A 19961-nucleotide genomic window follows, 5' to 3' on the forward strand; every position below is an offset into this window, starting at 1 on the left:
TTTAAATTTTAACGATCTCAATTTTATGAAGCACCGGTTTGTTGATGGTGTAGATCAGTTTGACGATGGTATCGATCTCCTGCAACCAGGCAGTACGCAGTTCTTTGTACATGGCTGTTTCATAATTTTCTTCGTGGTAGCGCAGCATGCCATCTTTTTTTGCAGCCGTACGTACACTGTCCAGTGCAGCCGCGTCATCGTGCAATAATAAATTCTTTTTATCAAAAAAGTTGCCCTGTATCCAATAATAGCGGCGTAAACGGCTCTCCAGCTCAGCCCGGCGGAGATTGAGCTGCATGATGGAAAATGCCTGTTTGTATTGCGGCGTTTCCGGCAGTGTGGCAAGGTTAATGCCTTCCGCAAATGCAGCGGCGGACCATTTACCCATAGCATGACCATCTATCAGCAGTGTATAATCTCCCGATGATAATCCATCTACCCGTAACATTTCCCGGTTAAAATCTTCCGTAAAAGGAATCCAGTTCAATGCATCAGCCTGTTTCTGCGTATTGCCCCAAACGCGGGCAACCGTATCTATAGGGAAAGGTAATGATGCGGCCAGGTAACCGAAACTTACTTTGTTGCCGGAAGCCGTCAGCTGGCTGATATTGCAATTCACTGCCTGCTGCAATTTACCGGCGCCTGCGTTGATGCTTACTTCCGCAACCGGTTTGCCATTCAGTCCCTGGCTTTTCAGGAAGAGGGCAGCCATCACCAGGTGTCCGGCATTGCCGGGATGGATTCTGTCGGGGCCAATCATGGTGAAAGTAGAATCCTTTTGCTGCAGTTGTTCATTCAGCGCTTTCATGGGCCGGAACAGGTCTGTAAAAGGCCAGTTGTTTTTCTGTGCGGCCTCTTCCTGGAACTTTATTATTTCCAGCATCGCCGTTTGTTTACCCCGGAAATAATTCCCCGGGATCTTCGCGGTTTCATCGTAAGGCGGCGACGACATCATTATTTTCTGTATCGCCGGTAATTTGAGGAGCCGTTGCTCTATTTGCCCGTAACTACGGCGGGAAGCAGCTATGCGCTCTGCGGCGGTTTTAGCGGCATCGCTGTTGTTAAACTCATAATAGCCGGTATCGTTCATACCAAAAGTGAGTACCAGCACCGTAGGCTTTTTCGCCAGGATATCATAATCCAGGCGACGGTATATATCCGAGGCTTTGTCGCCACCAATGCCGCCATTGAGGATCACCAGTTTTTTACCGGGGAAATGGGTCATGTAGTAGAGATAAATATACGAGACATAGGCGCCTGCTTCGGTGATGCTGTTACCTACAAAAATCACGCGGTCGTTTTGCCGGAAGGGTTTTACCTGCGCCTGTGCGAACAAGGTGGCAAGACATAACCCGATAGAATACACGAACTTTTTCATATAGTTGTTTAATTATTTACCATTACATTTTTCAGGCGGATGGTGCGGATACCGAAACGGGGTATCGCTAAGCGGATAATTGTTTTGCCGGCGAGCTGGCGGCGTTGCAGGGTTTCCACTGGCTGGCCATCCAGTTGTTCTATAACAGCCTGCGTGGCCTTACCGTTGAAAGATAGTTGCTGTTGCCCGCTGTTTCCGCCGGCGTTATACAACCTGATAAGCAAATCTTTTCCGTCCATGAGCAGCGTGGATACCTGCCAGTGATTATCGGGCAGGGCGAGCAATGAAAAATCTTTTCCACCGGTGGCAGGCAGTACCTGCAATGGTTCACACCAGCGCGTTTCCTCGTTGCTGATGGCGCCTGTGTCCCAGTTGCCGTTATGCGGTACGATGGCATAATTCACTTCCGTAGATCCGGTGATATCGTAATTACGCCCCCAGAGCGCACGGCCCGCGTATTGCAGCGTAAGGCCCAACGGATAATCCTTCCCATGTACGTAGCTGGTAGTATGATCGGTAAACAGGGCTAGTCCGGTATTGCCGTCGGTTACATCAGCCCAGTGAAGGATCACATTATTTTTGATGCTGTCCCAGCTGCTGAAGAAAGTGTTCTCCAACCGGCTGTCTGTCACATCAAAGGGTGCGTCTTTACTGAGTTTTTGCGGAGAGAGAGAAAGCGGAAATAATACCTGCAGTTTGCAGCTATCGTTATAAAACGCTTTACGATATGCTTCCGTGCTATAATTATCCGCCTGTGAATATGCGCCGATACCGGGGTTCCCTTTCCAGTTGATCTTCACTTTCAGATCTATTCTCCGCTGACCATTGGTGAGTGTAACCTGTTGTGTAAAAGGGTGGCCGGCAATAAAGCCGTTAATCTCCACCGACACGCGGGCTTTGTTATTTTCGGTGATGCGGATAGTTGCTGCAGTGTCCATACTGGAGCGCCAGGCGCCTTGCTGGTAAAAGTATCCCCGGAGTTCATTGAACCCGCGGTTGTTTTTAGTATCCACCATTTCTTTGCCGGTGGCTTTCACCAGGAGGCTGGTGATAACGCCGCCCCTGGCGGGATTTATCGTTATGCGGTATAAGTCTGTTTCCAGGGTTTCCGGCGTGATGTGGTTTTCACCACCTGTTATTGGCTGCAACCTGTAAACGCTGAATCCCATTGGCGGCACAGCAACTTTAACGGCTCCCGGCACTGTTGGCACCTGTCTTCCTTTACTATCGGTTACTTTCCAGCTACCCTGCAAATCAATCCACTCTTCACGGAGAAGTGCCGTGGTATTTAATACGCGTATGTAAATAGCGTGGTTATGATTTTGTTGCAGGATGCTGTCACTAACGGCGATAGTGTTATCTGTCCAATGTTGCACTTTATCGATCCAGGTATCATTATAGGGCACAATCCAGCAATCGTGGTGCTGGGCCAGCAGCAGCGATTTCCAGGCGGTATCCAGCTGTTGCTGCGGCCACGGAACATGATCATATAAAGCGGTGATGGCGGCATATTTTTCGGCGGCGATCAATTTATTTTCCGCCGCTCTTACCTGTTGCGCAATGCGTTGTAATACCTGTGCGCCCCATACCAGGCTTACCTGGATATCTTCCTGGCTCAGGCGCCATGAGGGCACATTTGTTTTGTTTGCCACGTTGCCGATATAATTCCGCCACGTTTCATACTGTGCATTACGTTTCAGCCAGGGACCGTTGCGCCAGCCGGCATCCTGCAGGCACATGCCTATGGGGTTGGCGATGCCGGCCGCACGGGCGGACTGTAAATATTCTTTGCTGTTATTCCAGGCAGTAGTTTGCCAGGTAGAATTGGGTAATAAGGCTTCCGAACTATATCGTGGTACAGTTAGCAGCCGGCTGCCATCGGGCCCTTCCCAATATACCAGTTCACCGCCAAATGCACGGGTATAGCCACCCCAGCAGGTATTGGGATTTTTCAGGGAGGCATATTTAAATCCGAACGAGCGGAGTATCTGCGGCAATGCGCTGGTAAAGCAGGGTTCTTCACTTGAATAGGTGGTGAATACCGCGCCGGGGAAATGTTCCCTTACTTTTTGTATGCCGTAGCTGAACTGGCGGATCATGCTTTCGCCCGAGCTGGTGTAGAGATAACTCTGGCCATATCCCGGGTTTACATATTCTATGCGGCCATTGCCCGATTGATCGGCAAACAGTTGTTGGAAAACACCATACGCCTGTGGTTCACGGGCCTTTACCATATCCCAGGTTTCGGGTTCTATTTCCAGGTTAATTTTCCAGTATGGATTCTCCTGCAGCTGGCCGGTGATAAACCGGGTGTATCCTGCGGGATAATGTCCGTAAACGCCGCCGTGATAGCCATCGATAAAGTGAGGCTGCTGGGCAAAAGATTCCTGTGCCGCAGCGGTGAGTAAAACCGCCAGGCAAATATTCATTCGTTTCATGCTGTTGTTAAAGGGCCAAGTCCGGGTTTTTCTGAACTTCAGCTAATGGTAATGGAAATTGAAAATCAGTTTCTTCGAAGCTCCGCAGGTGATTGGGGGCTTTGTATCCAACCAGGTTGATCATGCTGCCATGCGCCACATCAAAGGCTTTGCGGGTGCGCAGCATATCGTACCAGGTCTGGAATTCAAAACACAGTTCCCAATATCTTTCCTTCAGGATATCATCTGTTGTTAAAGTTGCAGGTTTGGGCGCCGCGGGAAATGCCCGGTGGCGTACCGAATAATATGCGTCGATAGCCGCAGCATCCGAGGTAATGCCGCCGTCGATCACGCTTTTTGCTTCTGCACATAAAAGCAGCACATCGGCGTAACGTATCAGCGGAAAGTTAGCTCCTGAGCGGCCGGTTTTCTCTGCTTCTTCATCCCAGAATTTGAAGATGTAAGGTTCGGAGAAAAAGATGGTTTCGGCCGGATTGCCGTAACGCGGATATTTTGTGTAGAAAAAAGCCTTTTCCTGTTTGCGTCCATCACCTGCTGCATACGAATTGTAAAATGCGGGCGCCGGCGCCATTGCCCCTCCGTAGGCCGGTTGAATAGAAACCGGTTCACCGGGATACGGAAGATATGCCCAGTGAATGTTGCTCACTGCCACAGTAGGATGACGTTGCAGCATAAAAATATGCTCCCTGGTATTTTGCACCGCCGGGTTGCGCAGATCGCTGTATTGTTCAAACAGGGAAAACTGGTGGCTGTCGATCACTTCCATCGCTTTATCATATGCCATCCGGTAATAGGGCATTCCTTTCTGCAAAGGATAGCCTGCCATTGTAATGTATACTTTCGCCAGCAAAGATTTTACGGCGCCCAGGCTTACATGCCCGCTCTGATCCGTCCAGGAAAGACCGGCGTTTTCTGCTGCTGTAAGGTCTTTCACAATCTGTTCATACACGGCTTCTTTTGGCGAGCGGCGAATCCTCACATCATTAATATTTTTTGTAGTGGTCAGTTTCAGGGGGATATCACCAAAAAGCCGTACTGCCTGGAAGTAATACCATGCCCGCAGGAAATGCGCCTCACCGAGATAACGCTGCTTTGTTAATTCATCTACCACCAGTGTTACGCTGACGTTTTCAATAACGCTGTTGCAGTTTTCCACCGGGTAATAGGTAGCGTTCCACCATGCCTGTAATTTTGAATTGGCATTATCGAGCCTGTCTAACCGCAGGAACTGGTCGTCCTCAAAACCTGATGGCCGTGGCCGGCGGCTGTACCCGGTGATATATTCCAGTGAATACACGGGGCTTACGGCTACGCCGATATTGGCCACGAAAGGAGTAGCAAGACCGTCGTATGTACCGTTTACCGCGGCGCTCACATGTTCAGGTGTTTTGTAGTAGTGTGTGAGGCTGAGAGAACCCGAGGGCTCCTCTTCCAGGAATTTGTTGCAGGAAGTAATCAATATGATCATCCCCAACAGGACCAGTTGTTTCATATTTCAATTCCTTTATTCAGAATGTAACATTTAATGTGAACGCCAGCGTTTTCGCTTTCGGGTATTGATACATATCCACTCCCTGGTTAAAGTCGCCATCAAACGAGGAGGCTTCGGGATCGTATCCTTTATATTTTGTGAACAGGAAATAGTTTTCTGCGCTGACACTGATGGCGGCCGACTTTATATGATACCGTGCGAGCCAGTCTTCCTTCAGCTTGTACGCCAGTGCGATATTGCGCACGCGTAGGAACGTGCCTTTCTCTATGTAATAACTATCCATTTCATTATCCAATCCGTCCTGTGGCAGCCGCAGCGCCGGGTTCATGCCCCCCTGCTGTTGCGGCGTCCAGGCGTTGAGGAGGCTGCGGTAGCTGTTGGTGGTGGGCGCTGCGTTTTCCATGAGCATCCTGGTAAAATTTGCCAGGCTGTGTCCATAGATCGCTTGCACATCTACCAACAGCGAAAAATTTTTATAGGTAAATGTATTACTCAGGCTTGCTTCAAAACCGGGCATGCCGTTGCCGAGTACCGTACGGTCGTTGGCATCTTTCACTTTATTATTGTTCCCATCTGCGTATTTCACATCGCCTGGCTTTTTGCCATAGGTGGCGGCTTCCAGCGCTTCATCTGTTCCCCAGGTACCCAGCCGGCGGTAACCATAAAATTCATTTAACGGGCGTCCTTCCATGATGCGGCCACCCCAGGGATACATGATATCGCCATTCAGTTCCAGCACGAGGGAGCGGTTCATGGAATAGATCAGGGAGGTGTTCCATGAAAACTGTTTGCGCCGGATGTTGTTGGTGACCAATGACAGTTCAACGCCCCTGTTGCGGATAGAACCGATATTGTCAAAAACGCCCTCGTAGCCGGTGGTAGCGGGCATCAACCTGTAATACAACAGATCTTTTGTTACACGGTTATAAACATCGCCGGTAAATTGCACCCTGTTGTCCAGCAGAGAAACATCGATGCCGATATTCAGCTGGTGGGCTTTTTCCCATTTAAGATTTTTGTTGCCCAATGCTTCCAGCATCTCTGCCGGCGCCGCCTGACCATTGAATGCTACCTGGCCGCTCCTCAGTCGGTCCTGCGTTACGTAATCGCCGATATCCGCATTACCTACAATGCCGTAGCTGCCGCGTATTTTCAGGTCGCTGATACTATGCACATTCCGGAGGAAAGGCTCCGAAGACAACCGCCACGCGCCCGAGAAACTGGGGAAATAACCATACATATTATTGGCACCGAAGCGCGAAGATCCATCTGCGCGGAAGGAAAATCCGAACAGGTAGCGGCTGTCGTAGTCGTAATTGAAGCGCATGTAATAAGAGTTCATCGCTGTATTGCTTGTTCCCGACTGCGGCCGTTGTGGCACCAGCCCTGTTTGCAGGCTGTTGTAGGAAAAGAAATCATCGAAGAAGCCTTCGCTTCCTGCCTGGGTGCTCATGTTCCCGAAATAGTACCAGCTGGCGCCTGCCACGGCGGTGACTTTATGTTTGCCAAACTGGTTGTTCCAGGTCAGGTAATCCTCTGAAGTCCAGGAGCCGGAATTACCATTTGCCCGTGTGGCCACGCCCTGTTGTGTATCAGAATATCCGCGGATATCCCTGCCGGAATAATACAGGTTGTAGGTGGCGCCTGTTTGTCCGCTCAAACCTGCTGTGATATGCAGTTTACTGTTCAGGCGGATGGTGGTGATCAGGTTGCCCATCGTATACGTGCGGCCGGCCACCGACTTCACTTCCTGCATAAGTCTTACCGGGTTTTCAGAATCTTCTGCACCGGGATAATCCCCTTTTCGTGAATACGTACCATCGGCATAACGTACCGGCAGGAAGGGCAGAAATTCATAGATCTGGCGCACGGCATTCAGCCCGAATGTATTGATGTCCACATTATTTTGTTTGGCGGCGCCGCTGTTGATCACCGCCTGTACGTGCAGCCATTTTGTAACATCCCAGCCGAGGTTGATAAAGCCGTTGATCTGCCGGGAGTAGCTGTTGATCAGGATTCCCTGCTGGTCGTTGTAAGAAAGATTGACCAGGGCAGAGAAGCCATCCTTTCCTGCAGACAGCGACAATGAATGCTCGTGGGACACTGCGAGGCGACTTGCTTCCTTTTGCCAGTCCGTATGATATTTAGGCGTACCGTCTACATTGAAAAGTTCTTCCTTCCGCGGAAACTGGCGGGAGGCATCGAGATGCGGCGCTGTGCGGCCCGGAAGATATTCATATTCCCGCTTGAACATCTCCAGCGCTTCTTCCGCATTCATCAGCTTTACTTTGCGGGCCAGGGAGCCGAAGCTGAGGGTGTTACGGAATGAAATAGCCGGGCTGCTTTTTGTTCCTTTCCTGGTGGTGATCACGATCACGCCATTAGATCCCCTGGCGCCGTAAATTGCGGAGGCAGCGGCATCTTTCAGCACATCTACCGAAGCCACAATATTCGGATCAAGGATCAGGGGATCTGCGCCCACAATCCCGTCTACCACATACAGCGGGCCGTTGTAGGCGTTGATAGAACCGGTGCCCCTGATTTTTACGATCGGGTTGCCGCCGGGTTTTCCGGAGTTCATCATCACGCTTACGCCGGCTACTTTTCCTGCCAGTCCCTGCATGAGGTTCATGGTAGTAGCGCGTTCTTTTAATACATCGCCGCTTACGGTGCCCACAGCCGTAGTGAGCTTTTCCTTGCTGGAAGTACCGTAGCCGATCACCACTACTTCTTTGAGAGAAGCATATTTTGCCAGCAGGGACACGTATAGCATATTCACTCTTTCCACCGGCACTTCCTGTTCGCCAAAGCCCGGAAGACTGAAGCGCAGGGTATCGCCCGGATCGGCATGGATGCTGAAGGAGCCATCCGGATCCGTTACGATACGGGGTGGCGCCCCTTTCTTCGTCACATACACACCCGGCAGCGGGTTGCCGTTGGTATCCGTTACCTTTCCTGTTAATACCGAAGCCTGGTTCAAAGGCGGCGGTTCCTTCCGGGTGATGAGGAGGTTCCTGCCACGCAGTTCATATTGTAATACAGCCGGCAATAATTTCAGCACCTGTTCCACCGGAATATTCTTTTTATTGATCGTTACTTTTCCGCTTTTTGCTATTTCCGACGGGTTATATACAAACCGGAATGTGGTGGCTGCTTCCACCTGTTCAAACACTTTATCGAGTGTTTCATTCACAACGTATATATCTACCGTGGTCCGTTTCAGTTCTGTTGTTCCCGGTTGCGCCGTGATCCGCGGCGGGTACAGGCAACACAATGCCAGCACCAGGCAGGCAAGCCACCTGGGCGTCATGTGCACGCACTCCGCTGTTTTCACTTTCATAACTTGAAATTATCACGCCACATGGCTGACCCTTCCGGATTATTTATTTGGTTGACCTTTTTTGTAAACCAGGTATTCGTTTTTGCCCGGCGTTTGCCGGTAGCTGAACCCATAGATATCACACAGCATACCCAGTACGTTTTTAAACGGTACGTTGGCATCGAACCGGGCGGTAAGCAATGAGTTGGCAATTTGTTCACTGGCAAACAGGATACGTACATCGTACCTGCGTTCCAGTTTCTGTGCAATATCGCGGAACAAAGCTTTCTTAAAGATCAGCTGGCCCTGTGTCCAGGCGCTGATATCGGCAGCAGCGATGTTATTTGTTTCCAGCTGATCTTTTGCAGCGTGGTAAATAGCCTGCTGATTGGCCACCAATGTAGTATGGCTACGCTGATTATTGCCAATGGCTACTTTTCCGCTGGCTACCGTTACGGTTACTTTTGCGTCCGGCGTATAGGCGTCGATGTTAAAGCTGGTGCCGAGTACGTTAATGTTGAGTGTACCGGCATGTACCAAAAAGGGAGCGCCTTGTTTGGGCGCTACTTCAAAGTAGGCTTCTCCATCCAGCCAGATCTCCCGGCCTTTAGTTTCTTCATACCGGATCTTACTGTCTATATTCAACCACACAATGCTGCTATCCGGCAGGCTGATCTTTTTTATAGCGTTTTTAGTTGTTTGTTCTGTAACACTTGCTATCGTTTTTTCCGGCGGAACCGGTTGTTTACGGGTCAGGAAGAATGCGCCTGCGGTAATAAGCAAAGCCACTGCAGCAGCGGCGGCCCACCAACGAACGGACCGGTAGCTTACCCGTGGTTCCGCCGCGTCTACCTGGCGGCTGATACGCAGGAAGAGCAGCTGTTCCAACGCAGCGCGTTGCTCCGGGCTGAATTGCGCGGTGAAGGCCGGATCATTTTCGAAAGACCTGTACCAATTGTCCACCTCACTGATTTCAACTTCAGTGGCTGTACCGTCCAGGTATTTATCCAATAATTCTTTTAACCGGGTGTTGTTCATATCCATAGTCTCTCTAACATTAGACACCTGAAAAATGGCTTACCGCCATCACGATTCAAAATAGTTTGACATTTGCCCCCACAGCAGCAACAGGGATACCACGCACCAGAACACGATGTAGTGGTATTGTTTCAGGTGAGAGCGTAGTATTTTCAGCGCTTTCACCATATGTTTCTCTACGGTGTTCACCGAAATATTCAGTTGCCGGGCGATGTGCTGGTACGACAACTGCTCTCTCCTGCTCAGGTAAAATACTTCCCGGCATTTTTCGGGCATGCTGGCGCAGGACTCATCTATGTGCCGCTGCAATTCCTTTAATTGCAGGGTGCTGGCGGCATCGGACGCATAGTGGCTGTTGTCGTTCAGTACATGTTGCTGATAGGTGTTCCGCACCAATTGTGAACGGATGGTATTCAGTACCCTGTTTTTCAGTGACGTGTGCAGGTAATTGCGGAGCGAGGTGTTAAGAGAAATGGTTTCCCTTTTCAGGTACAAGTCTACCAGCAGGCTTTGCACCAGCTCCATGGCGGTTTCCTGCACTTTTACGCGCCGGTAAGCGGCATCCAGTAACTCCTGCCAGAAGCGCCTGTAGATATCCTCAAACGCATCCTTATGGCCCTGCTTTACAAACAGGAACAACTCTTCATCTGTATACGTGGAAAAATCTTTTCGCATCGACATGAATTCGAACTACGGGCTAATTTAATCGTTTCAGTACGAAATTCTTACTGTCGGTACGAAATTATCGGCAGCCGTGTTATTACCGGCTGCTTAACGAAAAAGGTTTATCCTCATTGGCGATGCCCCGGCCGGTAGCCGGTTTGTTACCCATTTCCAGCAGCAGCACCCCGCCATTAACGATATCCGGGTGCCGGAGCCAGTTATGCGGCCAGGGTTTGCCGTTGAGCACAGCCGACTGGATATATACATTTTCCGGGCTGTTGTTACGGGCCTCCACTACAAACTGCTTCCCGTTTTCAAAGGTTAGCGTCATTTTCGGAAACAGCGGGCTGCCGATCACGTATTGATCTGTGCCGGGACATACGCTGTAAAAGCCCATGGCGCTCATCACGTACCAGGATGACATCTGCCCCTGGTCTTCATCACCAGGGTACCCGTTTTCGCCTGCATTGTAAAGTTTGGCCATTACCTTCCGCACGTGCGCCTGTGTTTTCCAGGGTTGACCGGCATAGTTATAAAGATAGATCATATGTTGCACGGGCTGGTTGCCGTGTGCGTATTGTCCCATGTTGGCATTTACCATTTCCGTCATTTCGTGGATCGTTTGTTTGTAAGCGCCAACATTCACTTTATTGGGGGCGCTGAAAACCGAATCCAGTTTTGTGATGAAGGGCATATTCCCACCCATCAGGTTGATCAGCCCCTGTACATCGTGGAATACCGACCATTGCCAGTGCCAGGCATTTCCTTCTGTGTAGGGGCCGCCCCATTCATACGGATCAAAGTTTTCCAGCCAGGCGCCATCCAGCTTACGGCCACGCATAAACCCGGTGAGGCTGTCGTACTGGTTTTTATAATTATACATGGTGCGACCAAAAACGTACTGATAGAAATCGTTGCCGGTGAGCTTCGCCAGTTGATAGCCGCAAAAATCATCGTATGCATATTCCAATGTTTGCGAGGTGCTGCCGTGTGACTCCGGGAAACTTACATATCCCAGCTGATAGTATTCTTTCCAACCTGCGCGTCCATTGGCGCCGCCCCAGGGGCCTTTGTTCATGGCTTCGTGGAAATAGGCGTCCAGCGCCTGTTTGGGATTGAAGGTGCGGATACCTTTCACCCAGGCATCGGCCAGCAGGGAAATGGCGTGATTGCCGAGCATGCCGCCTGTTTCGCCGGGGAACGACCAGGCAGGGAGCCAGCCGCATTGTTGCTGTGCATCCAGCAGCGCCTGCATATAGCGCCCTTCCATAGTGGGGTGCAGGATGGTATTTAGCGGGAACTGTGCGCGAAAAGTGTCCCAGAAGCCGTTGTCGGTGTACATGTACCCGTTATGTATCCTTCCGTCGTATGGACTGAAGTAATAAGGTTCTCCTTTGCTGTTGTATTCAAAGAAGGTATGTGAGAAAAGATTTGCGCGGAAAAGACAGGAATAAAAAGTGGCTTTATCTTTTTCCGTGCCACCTTCCACCAGCACCCTGCCAAAGAGGGTGTTCCATATCCTGGCGGCAGCCGCCCTTGTTTGTTCCAGCCTGGTGAAGGGTTTGAGTTCCTGTTGCCAGGTAAGTTCCGCCTGTTGGGTACTTATATAGGAAGAAGCAACCCTGGCCTGTACCACAGCGCCGTTTTTAAAACGGACAAATGCGCCTACCCCTTTTCCTTCGGCGGATAGCGTATCTGCAAAGATCCGGTTGTTTGTATTTTCCCAGGCGCCGCTGGCTTCAAAGGGTTGGTCAAACACGATCACAAAATAGTTCCTGAAGCCTTTGGGAATAAAGCGGCCATTGGTGACGTAGCCGGTGATTTTTCTTTCTGCCGGAAATATTTGTACGCCACTCAGGGCATCATAGCCATCCAGCACAATGTAGGCAGGTTGCTTTGCCGGGAAAGAAAAGCGCAGGTGTGCGCCTCTTTCGGTAGGCGATAATTCCGTAGTGATTTTATTGGCGAAAGTTACCTTGTAGTAGTCCGGGCGGGCTACTTCATCCGCATGACTGAAAGCCGTGGCTCGCTCCTCTTCTCCCACGGTGAGTTTTCCCGTTACCGGCATCAGGCTGAATACGGCATAGTCGCCCACCCAGGGGCTGCATTGGTGCGTTTGCTGGAAGCCGCGGATGGTAGTGGCTTTATATTGATATTTCCAGCCGTCGCCGTTTTTGCCTGTTTGTGCAGACCAGGCATGCATGCCAAAAGGCAGTGCCGTAGAAGGATGCGTATTGCCATTACTGAGTGAAAATTCGGAATTGGTGCCCTGTAATGTATTGGCATAGGCGACCAGTTCTTTTTGCTGCGCCGCGGTGGCGAGGGAGCAGCAGCAAAGTAAGCCGGTGAAAAACCGGCGGGTGTTTTTTATACGTGGTATCTGCATGGCGTGATAACGGCTTTTAGAGTAGACACCCTGCAAGATAGTTACCGCCATTCGCCATTTATTTTCTTTGATGACTGCCCGCGTGGGGCCCATCAGGCTCCGTATTCTTCCTTCAGCTTTTTTTCAAATATAAATGGTACAAACGGCAGCAGCGATCCCACGAAAAAGCCGGCAACCCTAACTATACTCCACCTGTATTTAATCCAGCAGGAAAGCAGGAGCGCCACAAATACGATAAATAATACACCATGCAGCCACCCGAAATACTTTACCGGTTCGGGAACAGAGAAGATATATTTCATGGGCATCGCCACAAATAATAATATCAGATAAGATACTGCTTCGATCAATGCTGTTTTACGATATAAGTTTATCATCTCAAAAAATCAATTAAATGATCACCTGTTAGAATTAATGAGGGCAAAGATAGGTGAAGATCAGATCTTTCATCGATATATGAAATAGTTTTACCGGGGTGGAGGGTTTAAAATTGTTTGTACGAAATCATCACAATATTTATCTCCGCGCCGTAGCCCCGAATGCAGTCATTAAGTATTTAACCCTTTTCAACAATAAAAACCTTTATTATGTCTGTTTACGCACGGTTCGGTTTCGTATGCGCTTTGACGATGTCATTTGCGTTAGCCTCAAATGCACAATTGAAATTAAACACAAAAACACTGGGCGCCGGCGCCAAAGCAGTGAAAGCAGCAAAGCTCAATCCGTGGGGCATGTCTATGGCTTTTGAAAAATTGTGGAAGGCGTCACAGGAAAGCAGTGGTGATAAAAAGAAAGGTTCCCAGTTATTCTCTTCTCATCCTGATACAGAAAAAAGAATGAATACAATGGCGGAGAAAGCGAAGAAAGATGGGTATGAGAAACCTGTTGTAGCAGCGAAATAATTATTTTTTCAGAAAGATGTAAGCCAGAAAGGATGAATGTAATCCTTTCTGGCTATACTAAAGCCGGTGAGGTTAAGCCCCTAAACGTTTTAACTCCTGTTGCATGGCTCTTTTGGTTGCGCTATCGATCAGCTTTTCAGGCAGCAGGGATATCAGAAAAGTTTGTATGGCATGGGGCCAATAAGGCATAATACTCTTTCTGCCACAACCCACAATGGCCAGCACATGCTTTGCATAGGTGGCCGCGGCCGGCCTCATAAAGGTGACAGGTTTTTTATTGGTCCCGGTGTTTACACTACCGGTTATTATTGAAATCACTTCCACATTTTCTAATTCACGGGCCAGCGAAGTGGAAAAGGCATTGTTATATGCCTTTGAGCCTGCATACACCGCTAAATAGGGAGGTGGGAACAGGCCCGCGTACGACGAAATATTTAATATAAGCGCCTGTTTTCCCAGTTGTGGCAGCAAACTACGGGTAAGCTGTGATGGGAAGGCCATGTTGAGCGTAATGGTTTCATCAATTTCGTTAGCAGAAAAATCCGTGAGTGCCTTCATCGGCCCTATCCCCACGTTATTAACCAGTACCGTCACAGGTAAATGTTCAATTTCTTCCACATTCACCCGGCTTTTCCTGCTCCCATCATGTAACAGGAGAACTACCCTGCATTGCGGGTTATCCGTTTCAATTTCCAATTTCACCGCCTGTAATTTCTCTTCGTTCCGGCCATGTAAAACGATATTAAAGCCTTTCTCTGCCAGTGCCATAGCGATAACCTTCCCGATTCCGTCGGTTGCGCCGGTAACAACAGCAAAGGCTCCCGGCTTCAGGTACTTTTTAAGATCCGTGCGACGGATATAAGGATAAACAAACTTTATCCCCCTGAATAAAAGCCATAACAGGCATACTACTCCGACCGTAAGAATGATGTGGGTTCCCATTTGTTATTTTCCTGCAAAGTTATCAGCAGCCATTCACCCGTAAAATGGATGGATAAGGGGAACTATTGGATTATTTGCGGCAATTGTGGCGGAATTGCAGTGGCGGCTGGCCTTCGGCATTAGAAAAATAACGGGTAAAGTAAGCGTGATCAGTAAAACCCAACTGCCAGGCTATTTCCTTAACGGATGCATTTGTTGCATACAGTAGTCTTTTTGCTTCTACAATGATAGTTTGTTGTATCCAGAAACTTACCGTGAATCCTGTTGTCTGTTTTACGGCGTCATTCAGGTATGCAGGGGTTATATTTAACAGGGTAGCGTAAGCAGAAGTAGTTTTATGTGTTTTAACCTGTTGCAAAAGTAACCGTTTAAATTGCTGTGTTAAAAGATGCGTGCGTGATAAAGATGCGTCCCTATTCTCCTGCCGGCGATAAGCAGAAGCAAACATCCCAATACCGGCGCTGATCAATGAATGCATTACCCGGGGCATAAAATTCAATTGCCGGCGGTTTTGCGCTATGGACGCCATCAATTCAATACCATCATTCAGGGAAGAACTTTCTATGCCGGATAAGGCTAATGGTGTGTTTTGAAAATAGTAATCATCAAAAATTCTCCTGTAATCTTCTTCCACAAAATTAGTATCCAGTGTGATCAGCCATGCTTCAGTGTTATTATCTGCTGTAACGCCATAATGAATTTGTCCGGGTAACACGCACAACGCCATACTTTCAATTAATTCCACTTCTTTAAAATCAATAACGATCGTACTTCTGCCTTTTTTTTGAAAGATAAACAGGTAATGGTCATCCCTACGATGTGCTGCTTTTTTGTAGAAGTCTTCTTTATTCCGCGTTCCAATAAATTTGTTGATACTTACCTCCTGGTCCGTAATGTCTTTTAACGATTGTGTCAGAATATTATCCGTCATCAGCAGCTTTTTAAACGATTAAAGCTATGATAAAAAGCTCAACCGGTATGCTAAAAATAATGATGAAAGAAGACAAGCCCTGCCCTGTTGCCGCAGCAGGTAAATACCCACTTCAGGGAAAAAATCCTGCAATTTGCTCACCCTCCTCCACAGCGCTGACGCTCCTGCTTTCGGCTGGTACCGGCGAAAAAACCGATCATCAAAATACAGGTATCATTTATGCAGTGACCTCAAAAAAGCCAGGAAGTATGTTTATAAAAGCAGCATTAAATGGTTCCAGGACCAAAGCCGATCATCCGGATATTCCGGTTACCACAGCAGAACTGGTGGCAGCCGCCACAAGCGCTGTTCTTGCCGGGGCTGGCGCCATCCATTTCCATGTACGTGACCACGACGGTAAAGAAACCCTGGAACCTCAGTTTGTAAATGAACAGGTAAAAGCAGTAAAGGCAGCCGTGCCGGAAATCCCGGTAGGCATCAGCAGCGGCGCCTGGATAGTACCCGATATCAGCAAGCGGCTTGCATATATCCGCGAGTGGGAAGTACTACCCAACTTTGTGTCTGTAAACGGGCATGAAGCTGGTTTTGAACGCATCATACAGGCAATACTTGATAAGAAGACAGGTGTGGAAGCTGGCCTCAACTCCGCAGTGGCAGCCGCTAATTTCAGGAGCAGCGGATTACTGAAGGAATGTTTCCGCTTGCTAATTGAACCGGAAGAGCAGGAGCTGACGGCAGCACTGGCAACGGTGAAAGCCATTGAAGATAAGCTTACCGATAAGCAGCCGCATCAAACCGTGGTATTGCATGGTTTTGACAGCACCTGCTGGGAGTTACTGAAAGTAGCCAAGTATAAGGGCTACGACCTGAGGATAGGATTTGAAGACACCTTGCTGGACCCATCCGGCGCCATTGCAGAAAGCAATGAAGCGCTGGTAAAAGCAGCCTTTCACTGGAGTTGATTATTTCTTTTCCAGGCTGAGCCTATTACTTTCATAATAACAGGCACTGCATTTAATATTCCATCTGTACTCCTTCGGAGGTCATGATAACCCGTTTCATGGTATCGTCGGAATTGTAATGCAGATAGTCGATACACACCGAGCGCCTGTGACTTCCTCCATTTTTCAGTCCGCCGTTGTGATAAATAAAATAAGATCTGCCTTTGAAATCCAGTATCGCCGGCCTGTTTGTTTCGCAATTTCCTGCCAGCTCATTTAATATTCCCTTAAACTCCCACGGGCCTTCCATACTCCGGCTCATGGCATAAGCCACTCTTTCCGGCATCTGGTAGCCATATGAAAGATAGTACCAGCCGTTGCGCTTATGCAGGTGTGCACCTTCTTCAAACCCCGGCAGGTCCAGTGTGTTTATCGGCCCGTCCAGTTCAGTGAGATTGGGTTTCAGTTTCGCATAAAAGCACTGGCCGTTCCCCCAGAAAATATATGCCTGCCCGTTGTCGTCGATCATTACGGTTGGATCGAGGTTAGCCTTTTCATGAACGCCTGATGGCAGCATATCAAGGGTGATCAATGCCGATTCACCGGCATCTTTAAACGGACCAGCCGGATTGGTAGCCTCTGCCACACCAATGGCCGAACCTTTAATGGTAGCATGGGCTACGGCCACATACCAATAAAACTTATCGTTGTGCGCGATTACTTTTGATGCATACGCATTACCGCTGGCCCATGAAAAATCCGTTGCCTTCAACGGAACAGGATGTTCCGTCCATTCCGTGAGGTTGGTGGATGAGAAGCATAACCACTCGTTCATTACGTAAGCTTCCGTTCCTACTGGTGCTTCGTCGTGGCCGGTGTATAGGTATATGGTGTTATTGTGGACTATTGCGGTGGGATCGGCAGTGAATTTATGCCGGATTATTGGGTTTTGATGAGATAGCATAACCTGTGGATTTAGTTTTCAGCAGGTGGGTTATCGATAACTGTGCCACCGTTCCAATAAATGGTGTCATCGCCTCTGACAAAAATGCCTAAACAAACTGTTTCCTCGTTTGGTTATGTAATACAACGTCAATGTTACTACGCTGCCAAAACTGAATAATCTGGGATAATTGAAATGTCCACTGATCCTCTAGCAGAAACATCATCTCTTTTACTTCTCCCTGATATCTAAACTTAATAAAGTTACGCACTCCCGTTTTTGTGGTAATTGCCTTTCCTCCATAGAATTCACCTTTAATCTCCAAAAGAAAGATTTCTATCTGATCTAAATTCACTATAGGATAATTATTCAGTCCATTCTCATTACTTACCGTTATTTTATCCGGCAATAAGCAAATAGTTCCAATGACACTATACTCCTTGATGACAAAATTCGCATTCAACATCAAAACACCTATGAATAGAAAAACTATAGACACTAATCCACCTCCTTCTCCTCGAATAAAGTTAATGAAAGCAATACATACAAACAATACTCCTCCCCATGTAAGTATTCTAAGTACAATGGACCTGCTATTGACTATTAAAGGTAGTATGACTTCAATCTTATCCATTCTTCAGAAATTTGTTTTTAATTTTTAATATCTGTTAATTGAACTTAAGGAGTTTTAAGATTATCCAAAAATCCTCCATCATTTGCCGCCTGAACTACTACATTGGCATTATCCAAAGCCGCACCCACATTATGAACAGTACTTTGAGTCCCTGCATTTGCTCCTTTTGCAAGGATTCCCAATATTTTTGTAAATCCAACTGTACTTGATACTACATTAACGACTGCTAACCCTTGATCAAGTTTACTGGAAGCATCTGCACCATAGAGATCTGTTTTAGTGGCCAATACATTCAAACTATTCGGAACACTAAACAATGGATTTAAGCCCGCAATTATCTTGACACCACCCGGAGGATGTCCATTTCGATTGTACTCTCCTGTTCCACTTGCCCATGCGTCTCCCTGCGCCAATATTCCATTCACATATGCCCATCCTGACTTTGTTGCAAGATCTGTTTCATGCATTCCCACTCCTGCACCAACAAGTAAATCCGATCGGTCCTTCCCAGGCTTAAAAACCTGCGAAGTAACATTATACACAGTACCCTTACTACCGTCCGCATAGGTTATCGGATTGCTATATACGACTTTATCTTCCACTGTAGCCCACTTCTTTCCATCGGACCCCTTATACTGGGAAATACGGTAGGAATGAAATAAGCATTGCTGGAATTCTGAGCGCTCAATTGTCCTATTCCGCTAACAATACCAACAAGTACTAACAAAATGATTAACGACGATTTCATAAAGGGATTTTAAATCAATGAAAGTCACAACCAGAGAATAGCAGTTAGTTTTACCTAACCGATGATTTTATCCTCTCCATCTCCTTCCATTGTCTTTCATTTTCTTTCTTTAACTCTATAATATATAGCGTAAGTTCTTCTATCTTCTGCAACAGCTTCTTGTTCATTTCACCAATATCCAGCCCATCCTGTTTTACTTCCACCTCAGACGGGATCTCCGGCAAATGCCCATTCTTCTTAATAAAGCTCTCTACTTCCTGTAAAGGCGGCAATTGATAATTAGGATGAAACACAAAGTCCGCCCAGCTGCCCTGAGTCACCTTCACTTTCCGGGCGCCAACGGTACCTTCCACAGCCAGTTTATAGCTTCCGGGACTGGTAGTACCGATTCCAACATTACCCACGTTGTTAATAGTCATCCTAACAGTAGCAGTGGCGTTTATCCGCCCTGTTTCAAAGTAGAGATTACTGGCTGCATTAGCTGCCGAAATATGGAGATCACTATAGCTCTCAATTACATTATCTTTACGATAACCCGTTACCGCAAAGGCTGAATTTGCCGTCCCCAGGTACAATAAAGAATTGGGAATACTTTTATTCTCCAGTCTTATCATATTATCAAGCGTACTGTCGGCCGATTGTACTGTAAGTTTTGCTATCGGTGCTATTGTTCCGATACCGATATATCCGTTTGGCTTAAAGGTCATCCAGGGAGAAGGATGGGGAGAATCCGCAGTTGTACTTCCTCCAATATAGGCGTAATTAACTGTTCCACTGCTATTATTTACACCAAAAGCAGCAAGCTTTCCTGTTCCATTATAGGAAATGCTGAACTCCCGGGCCCATGTGCCAGTAAAATTAACATCCATATTAACTCCCCAGGGATAATTTGATGGATTTGTAAGTTTAATTGCACCACCATTTACATGCAGCGAGGCTGAAGGTAACGAAGTGCCAATACCTACCGGTCCGGTTGATGGAAAGATGTTCTGGGAATAGGTAAAAGTACTTGTAAGAAAAGCACAGAAAAATAAAAAACGATACTTCATAGTCAGGTTATTATGGTACAGGGTCGATAAAAAAAATGATAATTAAGGCTAATGCTGCAGTCCATCGATTACATCATTATCCGTTGTTCTGGGTTAACGTTTATAAAAAAATGATTAAAAATTGGCTAACTATTCTCTTTCACATAAAAATCCGGGT

The 19961-nt window shown here is 47.8% G+C and carries 16 protein-coding genes; 2 read left to right on the forward strand and 14 right to left on the reverse strand.

Annotated elements, in window-relative coordinates; all coding sequences use genetic code 11:
- Position 1 precedes the first annotated feature (1 nt).
- From ACMXI2_RS20095 to ACMXI2_RS20130, 8 genes are all read right to left on the reverse strand, one after another.
- Complete coding sequence (locus ACMXI2_RS20095) at positions 2 to 1378, reverse strand: SGNH/GDSL hydrolase family protein (protein WP_483777855.1); 1377 nt, start codon at positions 1376 to 1378, stop codon at positions 2 to 4.
- Positions 1379 to 1386: 8 nt separating this feature from the next.
- A complete protein-coding gene (locus tag ACMXI2_RS20100; RefSeq protein ID WP_483777856.1) occupies positions 1387 to 3816 on the reverse strand; it encodes a glycoside hydrolase family 38 C-terminal domain-containing protein in 2430 nt (809 codons plus the stop codon).
- A 7-nt stretch (positions 3817 to 3823) separates the two neighbouring features.
- On the reverse strand, positions 3824 to 5308 hold the full coding sequence (locus ACMXI2_RS20105) for a RagB/SusD family nutrient uptake outer membrane protein (protein ID WP_483777857.1): 1485 nt from the start codon (positions 5306 to 5308) through the stop codon (positions 3824 to 3826).
- Between the two features lie 16 nt (positions 5309 to 5324).
- The gene (locus tag ACMXI2_RS20110) at positions 5325 to 8648 is read right to left on the reverse strand and encodes a TonB-dependent receptor (RefSeq protein ID WP_483777858.1); all 3324 of its coding nucleotides are present in this window, start codon (positions 8646 to 8648) and stop codon (positions 5325 to 5327) included.
- A 39-nt stretch (positions 8649 to 8687) separates the two neighbouring features.
- On the reverse strand, positions 8688 to 9671 hold the full coding sequence (locus ACMXI2_RS20115) for a FecR family protein (protein WP_483777859.1): 984 nt from the start codon (positions 9669 to 9671) through the stop codon (positions 8688 to 8690).
- Between the two features lie 42 nt (positions 9672 to 9713).
- Positions 9714 to 10340 carry an RNA polymerase sigma-70 factor gene (locus ACMXI2_RS20120; RefSeq protein WP_483777860.1) on the reverse strand — a complete coding sequence of 209 codons (627 nt, stop codon included), beginning with the start codon at positions 10338 to 10340 and terminating at the stop codon, positions 9714 to 9716.
- A gap of 85 nt (positions 10341 to 10425) precedes the next feature.
- On the reverse strand, positions 10426 to 12765 hold the full coding sequence (locus ACMXI2_RS20125) for a GH92 family glycosyl hydrolase (protein ID WP_483777861.1): 2340 nt from the start codon (positions 12763 to 12765) through the stop codon (positions 10426 to 10428).
- Positions 12766 to 12806: 41 nt separating this feature from the next.
- Positions 12807 to 13091: a DUF3817 domain-containing protein gene (locus ACMXI2_RS20130; protein WP_483777862.1), complete on the reverse strand. Its 285-nt coding sequence runs from the start codon at positions 13089 to 13091 to the stop codon at positions 12807 to 12809.
- 210 nt (positions 13092 to 13301) lie between these two features.
- Here ACMXI2_RS20130 and ACMXI2_RS20135 point away from each other — a divergent pair, with 210 nt between their 5' ends.
- The gene (locus tag ACMXI2_RS20135) at positions 13302 to 13616 is read left to right on the forward strand and encodes a hypothetical protein (RefSeq protein WP_483777863.1); all 315 of its coding nucleotides are present in this window, start codon (positions 13302 to 13304) and stop codon (positions 13614 to 13616) included.
- 72 nt (positions 13617 to 13688) lie between these two features.
- Here the strand turns inward: ACMXI2_RS20135 and ACMXI2_RS20140 are convergent, their stop codons facing one another.
- Complete coding sequence (locus ACMXI2_RS20140) at positions 13689 to 14558, reverse strand: SDR family oxidoreductase (protein WP_483777864.1); 870 nt, start codon at positions 14556 to 14558, stop codon at positions 13689 to 13691.
- 70 nt (positions 14559 to 14628) lie between these two features.
- Positions 14629 to 15489, reverse strand: a complete 861-nt coding sequence (locus ACMXI2_RS20145) for a helix-turn-helix domain-containing protein (RefSeq protein WP_483777865.1) — start codon at positions 15487 to 15489, stop codon at positions 14629 to 14631.
- Positions 15490 to 15515: 26 nt separating this feature from the next.
- On the opposite strand from ACMXI2_RS20145, the gene ACMXI2_RS20150 reads away from it, so the two are divergent.
- Positions 15516 to 16451 (forward strand): 3-keto-5-aminohexanoate cleavage protein, encoded by a 936-nt coding sequence (locus ACMXI2_RS20150; RefSeq protein ID WP_483777866.1) that lies wholly within the window; start codon positions 15516 to 15518, stop codon positions 16449 to 16451.
- 52 nt (positions 16452 to 16503) lie between these two features.
- On the opposite strand, the gene ACMXI2_RS20155 is transcribed toward ACMXI2_RS20150, so the two are convergent.
- The 4 genes from ACMXI2_RS20155 to ACMXI2_RS20170 all read right to left on the reverse strand — a co-directional run bounded on the left by ACMXI2_RS20155 (position 16504) and on the right by ACMXI2_RS20170 (position 19804).
- Positions 16504 to 17394 (reverse strand): glycoside hydrolase family 43 protein, encoded by an 891-nt coding sequence (locus ACMXI2_RS20155; RefSeq protein WP_483777867.1) that lies wholly within the window; start codon positions 17392 to 17394, stop codon positions 16504 to 16506.
- A gap of 88 nt (positions 17395 to 17482) precedes the next feature.
- Entirely contained in the window at positions 17483 to 18007 is a 525-nt protein-coding gene (locus tag ACMXI2_RS20160) for a hypothetical protein (RefSeq protein ID WP_483777868.1), read from the reverse strand.
- Positions 18008 to 18051: 44 nt separating this feature from the next.
- Entirely contained in the window at positions 18052 to 18609 is a 558-nt protein-coding gene (locus ACMXI2_RS20165) for a hypothetical protein (protein WP_483777869.1), read from the reverse strand.
- A gap of 196 nt (positions 18610 to 18805) precedes the next feature.
- Complete coding sequence (locus tag ACMXI2_RS20170) at positions 18806 to 19804, reverse strand: hypothetical protein (protein WP_483777870.1); 999 nt, start codon at positions 19802 to 19804, stop codon at positions 18806 to 18808.
- Positions 19805 to 19961 lie beyond the last annotated feature (157 nt).

This window comes from Chitinophaga sp. G7 BAM 1005 (assembly GCF_057126945.1).

Excerpts from the sequence above, each read along its gene's own strand:
- ACMXI2_RS20105 (WP_483777857.1), bottom strand. The coding sequence starts at position 5,308 with ATGAAACAACTGGTCCTGTTGGGGATGATCATATTGATTACTTCCTGC.
- ACMXI2_RS20150 (WP_483777866.1), top strand. The coding sequence starts at position 15,516 with ATGATAAAAAGCTCAACCGGTATGCTAAAAATAATGATGAAAGAAGAC.
- ACMXI2_RS20100 (WP_483777856.1), bottom strand. The coding sequence starts at position 3,816 with ATGAAACGAATGAATATTTGCCTGGCGGTTTTACTCACCGCTGCGGCA.
- ACMXI2_RS20135 (WP_483777863.1), top strand. The coding sequence starts at position 13,302 with ATGTCTGTTTACGCACGGTTCGGTTTCGTATGCGCTTTGACGATGTCA.
- ACMXI2_RS20130 (WP_483777862.1), bottom strand. The coding sequence starts at position 13,091 with ATGATAAACTTATATCGTAAAACAGCATTGATCGAAGCAGTATCTTAT.
- ACMXI2_RS20140 (WP_483777864.1), bottom strand. The coding sequence starts at position 14,558 with ATGGGAACCCACATCATTCTTACGGTCGGAGTAGTATGCCTGTTATGG.
- ACMXI2_RS20110 (WP_483777858.1), bottom strand. The coding sequence starts at position 8,648 with ATGAAAGTGAAAACAGCGGAGTGCGTGCACATGACGCCCAGGTGGCTT.
- ACMXI2_RS20095 (WP_483777855.1), bottom strand. The coding sequence starts at position 1,378 with ATGAAAAAGTTCGTGTATTCTATCGGGTTATGTCTTGCCACCTTGTTC.
- ACMXI2_RS20125 (WP_483777861.1), bottom strand. The coding sequence starts at position 12,765 with ATGGCGGTAACTATCTTGCAGGGTGTCTACTCTAAAAGCCGTTATCAC.
- ACMXI2_RS20115 (WP_483777859.1), bottom strand. The coding sequence starts at position 9,671 with ATGGATATGAACAACACCCGGTTAAAAGAATTATTGGATAAATACCTG.
- ACMXI2_RS20155 (WP_483777867.1), bottom strand. The coding sequence starts at position 17,394 with ATGCTATCTCATCAAAACCCAATAATCCGGCATAAATTCACTGCCGAT.
- ACMXI2_RS20160 (WP_483777868.1), bottom strand. The coding sequence starts at position 18,007 with ATGGATAAGATTGAAGTCATACTACCTTTAATAGTCAATAGCAGGTCC.
- ACMXI2_RS20170 (WP_483777870.1), bottom strand. The coding sequence starts at position 19,804 with ATGAAGTATCGTTTTTTATTTTTCTGTGCTTTTCTTACAAGTACTTTT.
- ACMXI2_RS20120 (WP_483777860.1), bottom strand. The coding sequence starts at position 10,340 with ATGCGAAAAGATTTTTCCACGTATACAGATGAAGAGTTGTTCCTGTTT.
- ACMXI2_RS20145 (WP_483777865.1), bottom strand. The coding sequence starts at position 15,489 with ATGACGGATAATATTCTGACACAATCGTTAAAAGACATTACGGACCAG.